The 15,412-nt window shown below is 68.5% G+C and carries 13 protein-coding genes; 8 read left to right on the top strand and 5 right to left on the bottom strand.

From position 1 onward, the window contains the following. Window positions 1–125 precede the first annotated feature (125 nt). The 3 genes from KB201_RS09375 to purD are packed head-to-tail and all read left to right on the top strand — an operon-like array spanning window position 126 to window position 4,774. Window positions 126–1,391, top strand: a complete 1,266-nt coding sequence (locus tag KB201_RS09375; protein ID WP_078111678.1) for a bifunctional glycosyltransferase family 2/GtrA family protein — start codon at window positions 126–128, stop codon at window positions 1,389–1,391. Further along, the gene (locus KB201_RS09370; RefSeq protein ID WP_078111677.1) at window positions 1,388–3,466 is read left to right on the top strand and encodes a glycosyltransferase family 39 protein; all 2,079 of its coding nucleotides are present in this window, start codon (window positions 1,388–1,390) and stop codon (window positions 3,464–3,466) included. Before KB201_RS09375 ends, KB201_RS09370 begins: the two co-directional genes overlap by 4 nt. 54 nt (window positions 3,467–3,520) lie before the next feature. Then, entirely contained in the window at window positions 3,521–4,774 is a 1,254-nt protein-coding gene (gene purD, locus KB201_RS09365; protein WP_175401151.1) for a phosphoribosylamine--glycine ligase, read from the top strand. Between the two features lie 68 nt (window positions 4,775–4,842). Here the strand turns inward: purD and KB201_RS09360 are convergent, their stop codons facing one another. The 3 genes from KB201_RS09360 to KB201_RS09350 form a co-directional block, all read right to left on the bottom strand. Further along, entirely contained in the window at window positions 4,843–5,787 is a 945-nt protein-coding gene (locus tag KB201_RS09360; protein WP_058251229.1) for an alpha/beta hydrolase family protein, read from the bottom strand. A gap of 80 nt (window positions 5,788–5,867) precedes the next feature. Further along, the gene (locus tag KB201_RS09355) at window positions 5,868–6,359 is read right to left on the bottom strand and encodes a nucleoside deaminase (protein WP_058251228.1); all 492 of its coding nucleotides are present in this window, start codon (window positions 6,357–6,359) and stop codon (window positions 5,868–5,870) included. A gap of 53 nt (window positions 6,360–6,412) precedes the next feature. Beyond that, entirely contained in the window at window positions 6,413–7,168 is a 756-nt protein-coding gene (locus KB201_RS09350; protein ID WP_058251413.1) for a DUF6882 domain-containing protein, read from the bottom strand. Between the two features lie 181 nt (window positions 7,169–7,349). Between KB201_RS09350 and KB201_RS09345 the strand changes: the two genes are divergently transcribed. From KB201_RS09345 to purB, 3 genes are all read left to right on the top strand, one after another. Continuing rightward, window positions 7,350–7,943, top strand: a complete 594-nt coding sequence (locus KB201_RS09345) for a TetR/AcrR family transcriptional regulator (RefSeq protein WP_175404307.1) — start codon at window positions 7,350–7,352, stop codon at window positions 7,941–7,943. 99 nt (window positions 7,944–8,042) lie between these two features. Next, window positions 8,043–8,444: a hypothetical protein gene (locus KB201_RS09340; protein WP_058251411.1), complete on the top strand. Its 402-nt coding sequence runs from the start codon at window positions 8,043–8,045 to the stop codon at window positions 8,442–8,444. 63 nt (window positions 8,445–8,507) lie between these two features. Next, window positions 8,508–9,935, top strand: a complete 1,428-nt coding sequence (purB, locus tag KB201_RS09335; protein ID WP_211539006.1) for an adenylosuccinate lyase — start codon at window positions 8,508–8,510, stop codon at window positions 9,933–9,935. Between the two features lie 252 nt (window positions 9,936–10,187). On the opposite strand, the gene KB201_RS09330 is transcribed toward purB, so the two are convergent. Further along, window positions 10,188–10,475: a SelT/SelW/SelH family protein gene (locus tag KB201_RS09330; RefSeq protein WP_211539003.1), complete on the bottom strand. Its 288-nt coding sequence runs from the start codon at window positions 10,473–10,475 to the stop codon at window positions 10,188–10,190. 89 nt (window positions 10,476–10,564) lie between these two features. Here KB201_RS09330 and KB201_RS09325 point away from each other — a divergent pair, with 89 nt between their 5' ends. Continuing rightward, window positions 10,565–11,461, top strand: a complete 897-nt coding sequence (locus KB201_RS09325; protein WP_078111676.1) for a phosphoribosylaminoimidazolesuccinocarboxamide synthase — start codon at window positions 10,565–10,567, stop codon at window positions 11,459–11,461. After that, the gene (locus tag KB201_RS09320) at window positions 11,461–13,629 is read left to right on the top strand and encodes a S9 family peptidase (RefSeq protein WP_078111675.1); all 2,169 of its coding nucleotides are present in this window, start codon (window positions 11,461–11,463) and stop codon (window positions 13,627–13,629) included. Before KB201_RS09325 ends, KB201_RS09320 begins: the two co-directional genes overlap by 1 nt. Window positions 13,630–13,802: 173 nt before the next feature. On the opposite strand, the gene KB201_RS09315 is transcribed toward KB201_RS09320, so the two are convergent. Further along, window positions 13,803–15,350 (bottom strand): DHA2 family efflux MFS transporter permease subunit, encoded by a 1,548-nt coding sequence (locus tag KB201_RS09315; protein ID WP_058251223.1) that lies wholly within the window; start codon window positions 15,348–15,350, stop codon window positions 13,803–13,805. Between the last annotated feature and the right edge of the window lie 62 nt (window positions 15,351–15,412).

Below are 15,412 nucleotides of genomic sequence, written 5' to 3'. Positions count from 1 at the left end.
AGTGGCGCCGTCGGACACGCTGACATGGTCTGTCCACACGCCCCGATCACAGGGCGCATGCGTTCACAGGAACCTGGCAGCTCGCACGCAGAGTGACGGGAGCCTGGGGACCGAGAGTCGTCGGCATGATCCCAGAAGCACCGCCGGGCGACACGGCACTCATGTACACCCTCGCCGACAGCTCCACACCGAATCCGGTACTCGACATCGTGGTCCCCGTCTACAACGAACAGGCCGACCTCGCGTCGTCGGTGCGTCGTCTGGCCGACCACCTGCGCGCGCATGTGCCGTACGCGTCGCGGATCACCGTCGCCGACAACGCCAGCACCGACGAGACCCTCGAGATCGCCGTGGCACTGGCCGGTGAACTCGAGGGCGTTCGCGTCGTCCACCTCGAACAGAAGGGCCGCGGACGCGCGCTGAGCGCGGTGTGGCAGCACAGCGACGCCGAGATCGTCGCGTACTGCGACGTCGACCTCTCGACCGACCTCAACGCCCTGATGCCGCTCATCGCCCCGCTGGTGTCGCGGCACTCCGACATCGCGATCGGGACGCGCCTCAACCGCTCCGCACGCGTGGTCCGAGGACCCAAGCGCGAGTTCATCTCCCGCTCGTACAACCTGATGCTGCGCACTGCGATGGGCGCCCGGTTCTCCGATGCGCAGTGCGGATTCAAGGCCATGCGCACCGACATCGCCCGCGAACTGCTGCCGTTCGTCGCCGACACCGGTTGGTTCTTCGACACCGAGCTCCTGGTCCTCGCCGAACAGATCGGTCTGCGGATCGCCGAGGTGCCGGTGGACTGGGTCGACGACCCCGACAGCACCGTCGACATCGTGCCGACCGCGATCGCGGATCTGAAAGGCTGTGCGCGCGTGGGGCTCGCACTCGCGATGGGCCGGTTGCCGATCGCCCAGCTACGCGCCTCCATCGGCCGCGACCGGGCCGCGGGACCACAGCTCGACGGGGTGCCGACGGGCATGGTCGGGCAGCTCGCCCGCTTCTGCGTGGTGGGCGTGGCCTCGACGCTTGCCTATGCGGTGCTGTTCCTCGCGCTGCACTCGTTCCTCGGCGCCCAGATCTCGAACGTGGTCGCCCTCGCGATCACCGCGGTCCTCAACACCGCCGCCAACCGGCGCTTCAGCTTCGGCATCCGCGGACGCGACAACGCCCTGCGTCACCAGCTCTTCGGCCTCGGCGTCTTCCTCTTCGGCTGGGTCGTCACCTCGGGTGCGTTGTTCGTTCTCCACACCGTCGCCCCCGACGCGACCAAACACATCGAACTGATGATCCTGGTGATCGCGAACCTGGTGGCGACGCTCACCCGGTTCGTCGGTCTCCGCTGGGTGTTCCGCAAGGCACCCGCTCACCACACGGAGGTTGCCGCATGAGTACCACCCTCGTCTCCCCGGCGGGCTCCGTTGCGCCCGCAGACTCCCTAGGAGTGACGCGTTCACCGGCGAAAAGTGCCATCTGGGAACGTCTCTCGCTGGCGGCGCTACTGGTCGGCACCACGGTGGCCTATCTGTGGAACCTGTCGATCAACGGGTGGGCCAACTCCTTCTACTCGGCTGCGATCCAGGCCGGTTCCCAGTCGTGGAAGGCGTGGTTCTTCGGGTCGTCGGACATGGCGAACTCCATCACGGTCGACAAACCGCCTGCCTCGCTGTGGATTCCGGGTCTCAGCGCCCGGATCTTCGGGGTCAACTCGTGGTCGATCCTGGTGCCCGAGGCGCTGATGGGCGTCGCCTCGGTGGCGCTGCTCTACCTGATCACCCGGAAGTACTTCGGCCACTGGGCCGGCATCGTCGCGGGGGTGACCCTCGCGGTGACCCCGGTCGCGGCGATGATGTTCCGCTTCGACAACCCCGAGGCGCTGCTCATCCTGCTGATGATCGCCGCGGTCTGGTCGATGATGAAGGGACTCGAGGACGGTCGCTGGCGGTGGTTGATCCTGACCGGCGTGTTCGTCGGCTTCGGTTTCCTCACCAAGCAACTCCAGGTCATGCTGATCGTGCCCCCGCTGGCGATCACCTACCTCGCGTTCGGGCCGCGTGGTTGGTTGCGCCGGATCGGACAACTGTTCGCCGCGCTCGGCGCGATGATCGTCAGCGCGGGCTGGTGGATTCTGGCCGTCGAGCTGTGGCCCGCATCGTCGCGTCCGTACATCGGTGGCTCGCAGAACAACTCGATCCTCGAGCTGACCCTCGGTTACAACGGCCTGGGCCGGCTCAACGGCAACGAGACCGGCGCCGTCGTCCCCGGTGGTGGGGGAAACGCGATGGAGGGCATGGGCGGTGGACCGGGTGGCCCCGGAGGCGGGGGCGGCGCGTGGGGCGAGACCGGCTGGCTGCGGATGTTCGAACCCGCGCAGGGCGGTCAGATCGCCTGGCTCATCCCGACCGGCCTGATCCTCGCCGCCGTGGCACTCGTACTGATCGGCAGGGCCCGACGAACCGACCCGCGCCGTGCGTATCTGGTCGTCTGGGCGCTGTGGCTGCTGGTCACGATGGGTGTCTTCAGCTTCATGGCCGGGATCTTCCATCAGTACTACACGGCGGCACTGGCTCCCGCGGTCGCCGCGGTCGTCGCCGGCGGCGCGGCGGTGTGCTGGTCGCACCGGGACCGGCTGTGGGTGCGGATCGCGCTCGGGATCTCCGTCGCGGCCGCCGCGATCTGGGGCTTCGTCCTGCTCGATCGCACACCCGACTTCGTGCCGTGGCTGCGATACGCGGTCCTCGTCGTGGGACTCCTCGCCGCGGTGGCCATGGTCTTCACCCAGCGTCGGACCGTCGCGGCCGCAGCGCTCATCGGGGCCATCATGGCGGGCCTGGCCGGGCCGGTCGCCTACACCGTCGACACCATCGCGACCGAGAAGAGCGGATCCATCATCACCGCCGGACCGCGCGTCGAGGGCGAATTCGGTCCCGGTGGCGGTGGGCCGGGTGGACGAGGTGGCCCGGGTGGACCCGGCGGACGGGGCATGCCCGGCATGCCACCGCAGGGATCGGGAGCACCCGGGCAGGGGATGCCCGGTATGGGTCAACAGGATGGGGGCGGTCGCGGTGGCGACGGAGCCGCCGGGGGACTGCTCCGTGGTTCGACGCCGTCGGCGGCGCTCGTGGACAGGCTCACCGCCGACGCCGACGAGTACACGTGGGTCGCAGCTGCCGTGGGCTCGATGTCGGCGTCGGGCTACCAGCTCGAGACCGGACACTCGGTGATGCCGATCGGCGGATTCAACGGCAGCGATCCGTCGCCGACCCTGGCCGAATTCCAGCAGCTCGTGGCCGCGAAGAAGATCCACTACTTCATCGGTGGCGGTTCTGGTCCCGGTATGGGGGGCGGCATGGGCGGCAACTCGTCGCAACCGTCGTCGCAGATCAGCACCTGGGTGCAGGAGAACTTCACCGCCGCAACCGTCGACGGCGTGACCCTGTACGACCTCACCCAGCCCACGAGCTGACCGGCGCCGACACCGTTTGGGCGGTCACGGGTACCGGCGTTTAGAGTCATGGACGTGCGCGTACTCGTGATCGGCTCGGGCGGCCGCGAACATGCCCTCCTCATCGGTCTGGCGAACGATCCGGCGGTCACCGACCTGCACGTCGCCCCGGGCAACGCCGGCACCTCGTCGATCGCCACGAACCATCCCGTCGACGCCGTCTCCGGCGACGCGGTCGTCGCGCTGGCACGCGAGATCGGCGCCGACCTCGTGGTCATCGGTCCCGAGGTGCCCCTGGTCCTCGGGGTCGCCGACGCCCTGCGCGCGGCCGGCATCGCGACCTTCGGTCCGAGTGCCGAGGCCGCGCAGATCGAGGGGTCGAAGGCGTTCGCGAAGGACGTCATGAAGGCCGCGGGGGTCACGACCGCCCACGCCGAGATCGTCGACAACCCCGCCCGGCTCGACGCCGCGCTCGACCGCTTCGGCCCGACCTGGGTGGTCAAGGACGACGGACTCGCCGCAGGCAAGGGCGTCGTCGTCACCGCCGACCGCGACGTCGCCCGCGATCACGCGGCCGAGTGCCTCGAGAGCGGCCACCCCGTCCTGCTGGAGAGCTTCCTCGACGGGCCGGAGGTGTCGCTGTTCTGCCTCGTCGACGGCGAGACCGTGGTGCCCCTGCTGCCCGCGCAGGACCACAAGCGCGTCGGGGACGACGACGCCGGACCGAACACCGGCGGGATGGGTGCCTACACGCCGTTGCCCTGGCTGCCCGCCGAGATGACCACGCGCATCGTCGACGAGGTCGTCAAACCCGTTGCCGCCGAGATGGTTCGACGAGGCATCCCGTTCTCCGGCCTGCTGTACGCCGGTCTGGCGATCGGGTCTGACGGGCCCGCCGTCGTCGAATTCAACTGTCGCTTCGGCGATCCGGAGACCCAGGCGGTGCTGGCCCTGCTCGAATCGCCGCTCGGGCAGGCGCTGCACGCGACCGCCACCGGCACCCTCGCCGACCTCCCGCCGCTGCAGTGGCGCGACGGGGCCGCGGTCACCGTCGTGGTCGCCGCGGAGAACTACCCCGGCAAGCCGCGCACCGGCGACCTCATCACCGGTGCCGACACCGACGGGGTTCTGCACGCCGGCACCGCGCGCAACGCCGACGGCGCCGTCGTCTCCTCGGGTGGGCGGGTGCTCGCGGTGGTGGGCACCGGCGCCGATCTCGCCGAAGCCCGCGAGCAGGCCTACGCGCGGATCGCGAACATCAAGCTCCCCGGTTCGCACTTCCGCCGCGACATCGGCCGCAACGCCCTCGAGGGCCGGATCAGCATCTGAGTCTCGCTCCCTCGTTCCCGTTCACCGAAATCGGTTGAGCGAGAACGAAATAGGGAATGACGGTCGACTCAGACCGCCAGGTTCCGCCCGAGGAACTCGACCTGCTCGGGCAGGACGCTGCGCCAGTAGCGATTGGTGTGACCACCCGCCGCGGTCCCGAACGCCGCCGGTGGCCGGAGTCCGGCGGCCCACTGCCGTGTGTAGGTGTAGAACTGGTCGCTCGAGCCGATGTTGATCAGCAGCGGGATCTTCGCGAACTTCGGCTGGGCCCCGAACAGCGAGTTCGCCTGGTAGTCGGCGAGGCCGTCGAAGGCGCGCGGCGGGAAGTTGCGCGGGTCGGCCCACATCGCGGGGGAGCTGACCGCGACCGCGGCGACACGCGGCGAACCCAGCATGGCCGCCAGGCGCAACGCGCCGTACCCGCCCATCGACCATCCGAACAGGCCGATGCGTTCGGTGGACAGGTCCAGGTCGGGGTTGCTCGCGAGCATCGGCAGGAACTCGTCGAGGATCATCGCGCCCCCGTCGGCGCCGTCGGTGCGTCGGTGGTAGTAGTTGCGCCCGATGTCGGCGGCGGCCAGCGCGAACGGCGCGTTCCCGGCGTCGACGTACTGCTGCATCACCGACTGCATCTCGAGCTTCGGCCCGAAGATCGACTTCTCGTTGGTGTTGAGCGCGTGCAGCACGACGACGACGGGCAGGGTGCCCGTCACCCCGTTGGGCCGGGCGACGGCCCAGCGCGTGTCACGCCCGGCCATGCGCGCCGAGCGGAAGCTGCCGGTGATCAGCGGTGGGCCGCCGGTGACCGGTGGCGGCGACGCCTCGACCGGTAGTTCATCGTCGGCCCGACCCTCGAGCTTGCGGGGCTCCACCGACGTCGGCGGGGTCGACCCCGAGCACGCGGCGACCCCCAGGGCGGCGGCGCCGAGGCCGGCGGCCAGGACAGCACGACGCCCGACGAACGCACGGGCGTGTTCGTCGGGATTGCTGGGGAGGGGTGGCACTCGGGTCATCGAGTCAACAGGGTAATGGCCGACCCCCGTCCCGCCGCAACGGAATGGCTCCCGACGCGCACCGTTGTGAGGAATTCCTCTCAGCTGTGCTGCCAGAAACCGTCGTGGACCTCGTGTGCGGCGTCGATCGCGAACGGACCGCGTACCACGATCGGCCGACTGCCCGCCTCGAAGACCCGTCGGCACGGCATCGCCAGCGTGGGATTGGCGGGATCGTCGCCGGTCATCTCCCGCAGGTCGTCCTCGCCGAGCGCGTAGACGACCGTCCCGACCCCGGCCCAGTAGATCGCGCCGGCGCACATGGCGCACGGCTCGGTGCTGGTGTACAGCGTCAGCTCGGCGCGCGTGTCGAGATCGAGGTGCCCGACCGCGCGGACGACGTTCGTCTCGGCATGCCCGGTCGGGTCACCCGAGGTGTCCACGGAATTCATCGCTTCGGCGACCACGCTGCCGTCCGGCGCCACAAGCAGTGAGCCGAACGGGTGGTCGCCGCGCGTCCGGGCCCGGGCGGCGAGGTCGATCGCCTGCCGGAGATGGGTGATGTCGGGGTCCTCGTGACTGTCGGGGGACATGTCCCGATCGTCGCACGGTTCCGCACGCCGGCGTGGGGCGAACGGCGAGTGTCTCAGGCCTGCCCGACGAGTTCACAGCTGAAGTCGACGGGCCGCGCGCGCCGGTCGAACTCGACGTGCGCCACCGACTCGCCGTCGGTGACGTCGCAGATCGGCGACCGGCCGCCGTCGGAGCCGGTGCGCCAGCTGATGTGCCAGCCGCGTCGCGCGGCCATCCCGTGGATCGCGACCCGATGATCGTTGACCGCAAGTGATCTCATCACCGTCGGCATCGTGGTGGCGAAGTCGGCGAAGGTCGGTTCGGGCAGCGCGACGTCGTCGAGGAGGTACACCGCGAGATCCCCGTCGTCGTGCTGTGCCGTCCAGTACGGACTGATCCCGGTGCTCTCGACCGCGGCCGCGGCCACGATGTCGATCGCCTGCGTCCGGTAGTCGGCGATCTGGTCGCGAGAGAGGCTGGGCGGCAACGACACCCGGGGAACGGCGAAATCATCGACGCCGAATCGGGCGCCGACGTCGCGCAGCGCGGCGGCTGGACCCGCCGGTTCGCCGCGAGGATGGGCCCACCCCCACACGATCGCGTCCGATTCGATGACCGCGATCAGGGTGGCACGTGAACGGACACAGTCGCGGTGCCCGTCCGGGTCGGACGAGGCCGTCGAGGTGAAGACGACGGACCGCTCCGCCGGGTCGCAGCGCGACTCGAAGCTACCGAGCCGTTCGCGCAGGAAGTCGGCGAACGCGACCTGCCGCAGACAGGTGTAGAGCGCCGCGTAATCGGCGACAGCATGGAGGCCGTCGAACTGCATGAGGTCACGGTAACCGCGGGTGTGGTCGTCGTACCCCTCTGTCCGACGTCCGACTGACGGCCGACCGCCGTCGGGCATTCCGCCGAGGTCAGCGGGCTTATACGGGAATCCGCCTGGGCGTGTATCGCTTTGGTGAAAGCGATACGACGGTACCGGCCCTTTGGCAGCATTGACTCCCATGATGACCTCGGCGGCGACACCGAAGGGTGCGCGGCGGCGGTCTCGACTGATCGAGGCTGCCGGCGAGTTGCTGCTCGAAGGAGGCTTCGATGCGGTGCGTCATCGCGCGGTGGCCGAGCGCGCGCAACTACCGCTGGCGTCGACCACCTATTACTTCGGTTCCCTCGACGACCTGATGGCCGAGGCCGCCGCCTATCTGTGCGCGCACGACGAGACCGCAGTCGCCGCCCGCTGCAACGCTCTTCCGCGCCGGCACCGGGGCAGCACGGCGACGGCGGGTGCCCTCGCCGACGTCTTCGTCGGTTCCGACACCACCCTCCAGCAACTGTCCGCGCGGTACGAGATGATCGCGCTCGCGGCCCGGTATCCGCTTCTGCGCGAGGTCGTCGCGAGCCGGGGGCAATCGCTGGCGTTCCACCACTGCGAGGTCTTGGTGAAGTCGCACCGGGTCGCCGATCCGGCGCACATCGCGCAACTGATCGGCATCGAGGACGGAGCGATCGTGGGAGCGTTGTCCCAGACGGCCGTACGACCGGTCGACGCGGTGCGCGACGCCCTGCTCGACGTCGTCGACGTCCTCGCCCCACGGGAGTGACCGGACGGAGTGTCCGGGCCGAACCTCGCGAACTCACCGCGCGGTGGACGCGGCGATGACACGATGGGGCGTCAGGTCACCGACGGGGAAGGGGATCGCGTGTCAGCGAGACGATGGATGGTGGGAGTCGGGGCCGCGCTCGGCGCGGCCGTCATGGCAGCGACGGCGTTCGTCGCCCCGACAGCGCAGGCCGCGCCGGCCGGGCGGGTCGATGCGTCGGTCCCGTTCTCCTCGGCGGTCTACGGCACCGGCTGCACCTATCCGCTGACCGTGGCGGTCAACTCGTCCGGCTGGGTCGAGTTCTTCGAGGTCAAGGCGGGTCTGCCGCCGCGCTTCGTCGGACGCGACCTGCCGCAGGGTGCGCTCGCCTCGACCACCTGGGTGCCGCACCGGACCGGTGACAAGTATCTGTATGCCGTGCAGAACGGGAAGGTGTCGGCGCCGACGTTCGTCCGCGTGCGACAGGGTTACGGGTCCAACGGGGCGTGCATCGCGTTCTGACCGCGTGTGCGCGGCCCTCTCCGGGTTTTGAGGATCGCGACGGCCGCGACCTACACTGACCGGGTGTCGAAGCCCGTCATCGCCAACGTCCTGGCCAGCCGCTATGCCTCCGCCGATCTCGCCGAACTGTGGTCGGCGAGCACCAAGATCGAGCTCGAACGGCGACTGTGGATCGCGGTCCTCAAGGCGCAGCGCGACCTCGGCATCGACGTACCGGCCGACGCCATCGCCGACTACGAGCGCGTCGTCGACCAGGTCGATCTCGCATCCATCGCCGAGCGTGAACGGGTCACCCGCCACGATGTGAAGGCCCGGATCGAGGAGTTCAACGCCCTGGCCGGCCACGAGCAGATCCACAAGGGCATGACCAGCCGCGACCTCACCGAGAACGTCGAGCAGCTGCAGATCCTGCGTTCGCTCGAACACGTCCACGCCCACGGCGTGGCAGTGCTCGCGCGCATCGTCGCACGCGCCGCCGACTACTCGTCGACGGTGATGGCCGGACGCAGTCACAACGTTGCCGCCCAGGCCACCACGCTCGGCAAGCGGTTCGCCTCGGCCGCCGACGAGCTGATGATCGCGCTCACCCGGTTGCGCGAACTCATCGACCGCTACCCGCTGCGCGGGATCAAGGGGCCGATGGGCACCTCGCAGGACATGCTCGACCTGCTCGGCGGCGACGCGGTGAAGCTCGCCGACCTCGAGGGCCGGGTCGCCGATCACCTCGGGTTCGCCCGCTCGTTCACCTCGGTCGGCCAGATCTATCCGCGGTCGCTCGACCACGACGTGGTGTCGGCACTCGTGCAGCTGGCGGCCGCGCCGTCGTCGCTGGCCCACACCATCCGGCTGATGGCGGGCCACGAGCTGGTCACCGAGGGCTTCCAGCCCGGTCAGGTCGGCAGCTCGGCGATGCCGCACAAGATGAACACCCGCAGCTGCGAACGCGTCAACGGGCTCGCGGTCGTACTCCGCGGATACGGCTCGATGGCCGCCGAACTGGCGGGCGCGCAGTGGAACGAGGGCGACGTCTTCTGCTCGGTCGTCCGTCGCGTGGCCCTGCCCGACGCGTTCTTCGCGATCGACGGACTGATGGAGACCTTCCTGACGGTGCTCGACGAGTTCGGCGCCTACCCGGCCGTGATCGCCAACGAACTCGACCGTTATCTGCCGTTCCTCGCGACCACCAAGGTCCTGATGGCCGCGGTGCGCGCCGGCGTCGGGCGGGAGACCGCGCACGAGGCGATCAAGGAGAACGCGGTCGCGGTCGCGCTCGCCATGCGGGAGGAGGGACGCGAACCCGACCTCCTCGACCGGCTCGCCGCCGACGACCGCATCCCGCTCGACCGCGCGCAGCTCGACGCGTTGCTGGCCGACAAGACGGCCTTCGTCGGTGCCGCCGAACAGCAGGTCGCCGACGTCATCGCGGCCGCGGAGAAGATCATCGGGCAGTACCCCAACGCCGCGGGCTACTCGCCGGCGCCAATCCTGTAGCTCTCCGCCATCTCACTTCGGCGCGGTGACGTCGGAGTGCCTGCTACCCCCTGCTCCCTGAGGTGCGAGGAGCGCGACCCCATTTGCTCCCTGAGGTGCGAGGAAAGCGACCCCATCTGCTCCCTGAGGTGCGAGCGAAGCGAGCCACGAAGGGCCTGGTGAGGTGTCTCGCGAGCCCTTCGTGGCTCGTCGCTTTCGCTCCTCACACCTCAGGGAGCAGTGATGTGCGGCTCCTCGGATTAGGGAACGGGGTCACTCCGGCGCGCTGACGTCGGAGTGGCCGAGGTTCCAGTCCGGGAGGGCGGTGTCGCGCACGCGACGCTTGAGTTCGGGAGCACCGGGGAAGCCGCCGTCGCGCTTGCGTTCCCAGATCTGGGTGCCGTCGACGTCGATGGCGAACACCCCGCCCGTGCCAGGGACGAGGGTCACCGAGCCGATCTCGGTGCCGAAGGTGTTCAGCAGTTCCGAGGCCATCCACGACGCCCGCAGCAGCCAGTTGCACTGCGTGCAGTAGGTGATGGTGATGTGCGGCTCGCTCATCGGTCCAGGATCGCAGACCCCGGGGCCCACGGCCGGACGGGTGGTCCCTGCCGCCCCGCGGGGTCACCTCACCCTCTAGGGTCGAGTCCATGCGTCCTGAACTGCAGTCCTACCGTCATCTGGCGTCGGGGAAGGTCCGCGAGATCTACGAGATCGACGCCGACACCCTGTTGCTGGTGGCGTCCGACCGGATCTCGGCCTACGACCACATCCTCAGTCCCGCGATCCCCGACAAAGGGCGCATCCTGACGGCGATGAGCTTCTACTGGTTCGACGAACTCGGGGTGCCCAACCACCTGGCCGGCGGCCCCACCGACGAACGGATCCCGGCGTCGGTCGTGGGCCGGTCGATGGTGGTCCGTCGACTGCCGATGGTGCAGGTCGAATGCGTCGCCCGCGGCTACCTGACCGGGTCGGGCCTGCTCGACTACCAGGCGACCGGGTCGGTGTGTGGTGTCGAACTGCCGGCGGGACTGTCGGAGGCGAGCAAGCTCCCCGAACCGATCTTCACGCCGGCCACCAAGGCCGAGCAGGGTGAGCACGACGAGAACATCAGTTTCGAGCGGGTCGTCGAGCAGGAGGGGGAGGAGTTGGCGCAGGCGCTGCGATCGGCCACCCTCGACATCTACGCGCGCGGCGCCGCCGTCGCCGCCGAGCGCGGAATCATCCTCGCCGACACCAAGTTCGAGTTCGGCCGCGGGGCCGACGGCGAACTCGTCCTGGCCGACGAGGTGCTCACCCCCGACTCGTCGCGGTACTGGGAGGCCGCCACCTACGAGGCCGGCAAGGTGCAGCCCAGCTTCGACAAGCAGATCGTGCGGAACTGGCTCACCGGTGCCGAATCCGGGTGGGACCGGGCGTCCGATGAAGCGCCGCCGCCGTTGCCCGACGACGTCGTCGACCGTACGAGGCAGCGCTATATCGATGCCTACGAATGGATCTCGCGAAAGTCCTTCGCGGACTGGCCCGACGCAGAGGTGATCTGATGACCGACGAGAAGACCATCATGAACGCCGCTCCGGTCACCGCGCCGGTGGCCAAAAAGGTGCCCACCGAACGCACCCACCACGGTGACACCTTCGTCGACGACTACGAATGGTTGCGCGACAAGGACGATCCGGAGGTCATCGCCTACCTGGAGGCGCAGAACGCCTTCACCGAATCACACACCGCGCAGCTGGCGGACCTGCGCACGCAGATCTTCGGTGAGATCAAGAGCCGCACCAAGGAAACCGACATGTCGGTGCCCAACCGGCGCGGGCGGCATTGGTACTACGGGCGAACCCATGAGGGCAAGCAGTACTCGACGTCGTGCCGGTGCCCGATCCGGTCCGAGGACGACTGGACCCCGCCAGAGGTGGGCGACGACCCGCTGCCCGGCGAGGAGATCCTGCTCGACGCCAACGTCGAGGCGGAGGGTCACGATTTCTTCAGTCTCGGGGCGCTGACCGTCAGCGACGACGGCAACTGGCTCGCCTACAGCATCGACATCGTCGGGGACGAGCGATACACCCTGCGCGTCAAAGACCTTCGCACCGGGGAACTGCTCCCCGACGAGGTTCGCGACACGTCGGGGGGTGCGGTGTGGTCGGCGGACGCCCGGCACGTCTTCTACTCGACGGTCGACGCCGCCTGGCGCCCGGACACGGTGTGGCGCCACGACATCGGTGCCGGGACTGCCGACGTCAAGGTATTCCACGAGCCCGACGAGCGGTTCTGGGTCGGGATGGGCACCACCCGGAGCGACAAGTACCTCGTCATCGGCGTCGGGTCCAAGATCACCTCGGAGAGCTATCTGCTCGCCGCCGACGATCCGACGGGTGAATTCCGCAGCGTCGCACCGCGGATCGACGGTGTCGAGTACAGCGTCGAGCACGCCGTCATCGGTGGCGAGGACTATCTGGTCATCGTGCACAACGAAGTCCGCGACGGGCAGAAGGCGGAGAACTTCGCGATCGATCTCGCGCCGGTCGCCGACTTGTCGGCCCGTCGTCCGCTGATCGCGCACGATCCGCAACGCCGGATCGAGGACCTGGACGCCTTCGCCGACTACTTGGTCCTGTCCTACCGCCGAGATGCGTTGCCGCGTCTCGCCATCGCCGATCTGCGGCAGATCGACGGCATCCCGGTCGAATCGGATTTCCACGAGGTGACCTTCGACCAGGAGCTCAGCTCCGCGGGCCTCGGCGCCAACCCGGAATGGCGTGCCCCGAGGCTCCGCATCGGATACGGCAGTTTCATCGAACCGGCGGAACTGATCGAGCTCGACGTCGCCTCCGGCGAGCGGACCCTGCTCAAGCGGCAGCCCGTGCTCGGTGGTTACGACCCGGCCGACTACGTGCAGTCGCGGGAGTGGGCCGTCGCCGAGGACGGCACCCGTATCCCGCTGTCGGTGGTGCGGCGCAAGGAAACCGACGCCGCCAAGCCGGCGCCCCTGCTCCTCTACGGCTACGGCTCCTACGAGGCGAGTATCGACCCGTACTTCTCGGTGGCGCGACTGTCGATGCTCGATCGCGGCATGGTCTTCGTCCTCGCCCACATCCGCGGCGGTGGGGAGATGGGGCGCTACTGGTACGAGAACGGCAAGGAACTCAGCAAGCGGAACACCTTCACCGACTTCGTCGCCGCAGGACGGCATCTCGTCGACACCGGGTGGACGACACCGCAGCAGATGGTCGCCGAGGGCGGGTCCGCGGGCGGATTGCTGATGGGTGCGGTCGCGAACCTCGCGCCCGAGTTGTTCAACGGGATCCTGGCGTCGGTGCCGTTCGTCGACGCGCTGAACTCGATCCTCGATCCGTCGTTGCCCCTCACGGTGATCGAGTGGGACGAGTGGGGTGACCCGCTGCACGACCCGAAGGTCTACGAGTACATGAAGACCTACACGCCGTACGAGAACGTCGACGCGAAGCCGTATCCGCCGATCCTCGCCTTGACCTCGCTCAACGACACCCGGGTGCTGTTCACCGAGGCGGCGAAATGGGTTGCGCGACTGCAGGAGAAGACCACCTCGGACAACCCGGTACTGCTGAAGACCGAGATGTCCGCCGGCCACGGCGGCGTCAGCGGACGCTACAAGCAGTGGGAAGAGGTCGCCTTCGAGATCGCGTGGATCCTGCAGCAGTCGGGCGCGCTCGATACTCCCGCTGGTTGAGCTCACCTTCCGCTGGTTGAGCTCACCTTCCGCTGGTTGAGCTCACCCTTCCGCTGGTTGAGCTCACCTTCCGCTGGTCGAGCTCACCTTCCGCTGGTTGAGCTTGTCGAAACCACAAAGCCCCATCGACCCGGGAGTCGGTGGGGCTTTGGTTTGCGATCAGCAGGCGATGATCAGTGCATCATGATCGGACCGCGGTCCATGTCCTCTTCGGTGAGAGGCGACGCGATCTTTTTGCGGGGCAGGAAGAACGCGGGGATCAGGGTGAGGACGATCAGGACCACCGAGATGGTGAACGTACTCGAGAACACGTCCGCGGCCGTCTCGAAGAACGACTCCGGCAACGGGTTCGGCACGCCCGGCGGCAGCGGATCGTCGGAGGTGTTCGCCATGATCGCCAGTCCCGCCTCGGGTCGGCTCGCCAGACTGCTGGCCAGGATCACCGAGATGACGGCCGTACCGATCGACGTGGCCGACTGCTGGATGACGTTCAGCAGCGTCGAACCGTCCGGGACCTGCGGGTTGCTGAGTGTCGCGAGAGCCGCGGACATGATCGGCATCATCGTCATGCCCATGCCGAGACCCTGCACGAACAGCGAACCGCAGATCAGCCAGTACGAGGTCTCGGCGCCGAGGAACATGAACGTACTCAGACCCAGCACGATCAGGACGATGCCGGCGAGCACGAACTTGCCCGGACCCATCTTGTCGGTGAGACGGCCGGCGATCGGCATGGTGAGCATGGCGCCGATGCCCTGCGGGGCCAGCAGCAGACCGGCGGTCAACGTGGACTCGCCGCGCACGCCGATGAAGTACTGCGGGAACAGCAGCGCCGCACCGAAGAACGCGACCATGAACAGCACCATCGTGATGACGGAGATGCTCAGTGTGCGGTTCGCGAAGAGCCGCAGGTCGAGCAGCGGGTTCTTCTTGCGCAGGGCGTGCACGATGAAGGCCACGATCAGCAGTGCACCGATGATGGTCGGCACCAGAACCGATGCCGTGACGAACGTGCGGTGCTCGGCGCTCGAGGAGATACCGAACAGGAACAACGCGAGCCCCGGCGACAGGAGCAACAGACCGACGACGTCGATCGAGGGGCGGCTGGTCTCCGCGTCATCGCGCAGGACGATCCACGAGTAAACCAGCGCGATGATGCCGATCGGGACGTTGATCAGGAAGATCCAGTGCCAGCTCAGCTGCTCGATGAGGACGCCGCCGAGGATCGGGCCCGAGATCGGACCCAGGAGCATCGGGATACCGAGCACGGCCATGACCGAACCGACCCGCTCGGGACCGGCCGCCTTGGTCAGCATCATCATGCCGATCGGCATCAGCATGCCGCCGCCGAGTCCCTGGATCACGCGGAAGGCCACGAGCATGCCGATGTTCGGCGCCAGCGCGCACAACACCGAACCCACGGTGAACAGGACCAGCGAGACGAGGTAGACGCGCTTGGTGCCGAAACGCGATGCCGCCCAACTCGACAACGGGATCACCGCCGCCAGTGCCAGGGTGTAACCGGTCGCGGTCCAGGCGGCGCCCGCGGCGTCGGTGCCGAACTCCTGCTGGAAGGTGTTCTGGGCGACCGCCACCACGGTGACGTCGAGGATCGACATGATCGCGCCGAGCACGACCACGCCGGCGACCAGCAGGACGTGACGGTCCAGCTTGGTGTCGGGTGGGCCGTCGTGCAGATGGCCACCTGTGGATGAGGTCATTCGCGTGTTCCTATCGGTCGGGCGAGAAATGGGCGTGCCGCGGCCATCCGCGGCAGAGAAGT

Source organism: Gordonia sp. SCSIO 19800, assembly GCF_018132775.1.
Classification (GTDB): Bacteria; Actinomycetota; Actinomycetes; order Mycobacteriales; family Mycobacteriaceae; genus Gordonia; species Gordonia hongkongensis.
Note: the sequence above shows the minus strand (reverse complement) of the source record. Positions and strands in the feature narration are given on the sequence as shown.